This window comes from Sanguibacter sp. Z6_81, from assembly GCF_057180625.1.
Genome location: NZ_JBXUFV010000012.1, coordinates 1 through 1,631 on the forward strand (window position 1 = coordinate 1; position 1,631 = coordinate 1,631).

A 1,631-nucleotide genomic window follows, 5' to 3' on the forward strand; every position below is an offset into this window, starting at 1 on the left:
TTCGTCACGGTGGGTGCGATCGATGCGTGGTATCGCAGTGGTGGTGCGGGGATCGTGGGGCCGCCGACGGCGAACCAGAGCACGATCTCGGGTGGGTTCCAGCAGTCGTTCGCGCGGGGGACGGTGTCGTCGAGCTCGGTGGGGACGTTCGCGTCGGTGGGTGTGCTCAATGATCAGTACCTGGCGCGTCAGGCGGCGTGGGGTGATCTGGGGTTGGCGACGGGGCCGGAGGTGGCGGTCTCGGGTGGGTACCAGCAGTCGTACCAGGGGGGTGTGGCCTATCTGGGTCCGTCGTCGGGGTATGCGGTGGTCAAGAATGGTCCGATCCTCACGGAGTATCTGCGTCGGGGTGGGTCGTCGAGCACGCTGGGGTGGCCGGCGGGTGAGCAGGTGTGCGTGGGGTCGACGTGCGCGCAGGACTTCCTGCGTCCCGGTGGGGGGTATGTGACGATCACCTCGGACCCGTCGTTCGGTGCTCAGGTGGTCTCCTCGGCGATCCGCACGGCGTGGTTGGCCGGGGGTGGGTTGCAGCGGGTGGGTCCGGTGAAGGTGTCCGAGGTCGCCACCGCGGACAACGGTGGGTCGATCGCGCGGTTCCAGATCGGTAACCGTGAGTCGGCGATCATCTGGACCGCGGCCGGGGGGACCAAGGCGTTCGGGGGCAGCTTCCTGGCGGTGTGGGACGCCGCGGGCGGGGTCACGGGCATGGGGTACCCGCAGGCGGACGAGTCGGTCGCGGCGGACAACGTGGGCACCTTCATCGACTTCACCCGTGCCGGGCGCAACTCGACGATCATGTGGTCGCCCAGCACCGGCACCCACGTGTTCGGTGGGGCGTTCCTCACCCGCTGGAGGAACGACGGCGGTGTACGAGGGCTCGGGTACCCGGTGACCGACGAGGGCGCCGTGGCGGGCACCGACGGCACGTCCGTGGAGTTCGTGCGCGGGGGCCGACGCTCGAACCTCATGTGGAGTCCCTCCACCGGGGTGCACGCCTTCGGTGGGGCCGTGCGTGCGGCATGGGCAGCCAACGGGGGCGCAACCGGGATGGGCCTGCCGATCGTCGACGAGTCCGCGACCGCCGACGGTCAGGGCGCCACCGCGGTGTTCCGCAACGCCGCCGGACGCGAGAGCGTGGCCCTGTGGTCCGCCAGCACCGGCGCCCACGTCGTGGGCGGTGCGATCCGCGACGCCTGGAAGCGTTCCGGGGGCGTCTACGGCCTGGGGTACCCCACCATCGACGAGTCCGCGATGAGCGACGGCACCGGGTCCTACGCCACGTTCAAGAACGGCACGCTCGACGGGATCGCCCTGTGGAGCCCGACCACCGGGGCCCGGTTCCTCAGCGGACCGGCCTACGCCACCTGGCAGACCAACGCCACACCCTGGGCCCTGGGCTACCCCACGACCGACGAACGCTACACCGGCGTCGGGACCAGCACCTCGGTCCCCTTCACCTCCGGACACTGGATCGTCTCCGGACCCACCACCGGGTCCCACGTCGTCCCCCGCGAGATCGTCACCGCCTGGACCACCGCAGGCGGCGCCACCACCGGACCCGGCCTCCCCACCGCACCCGCGAAGATCACCAGCACCACCGTCAGCCAGACCTTCGAACGAGGCACCATCAC

The 1,631-nt window shown here is 70.8% G+C and carries 1 pseudogene; it reads left to right on the forward strand.

Annotation, left to right across the window (positions count from 1 at the left end):
* Positions 1-231: 231 nt before the first annotated feature.
* Positions 232-1,631 (forward strand): annotated as a pseudogene (locus AC2AXK_RS14540) (hypothetical protein); the annotation flags it as partial.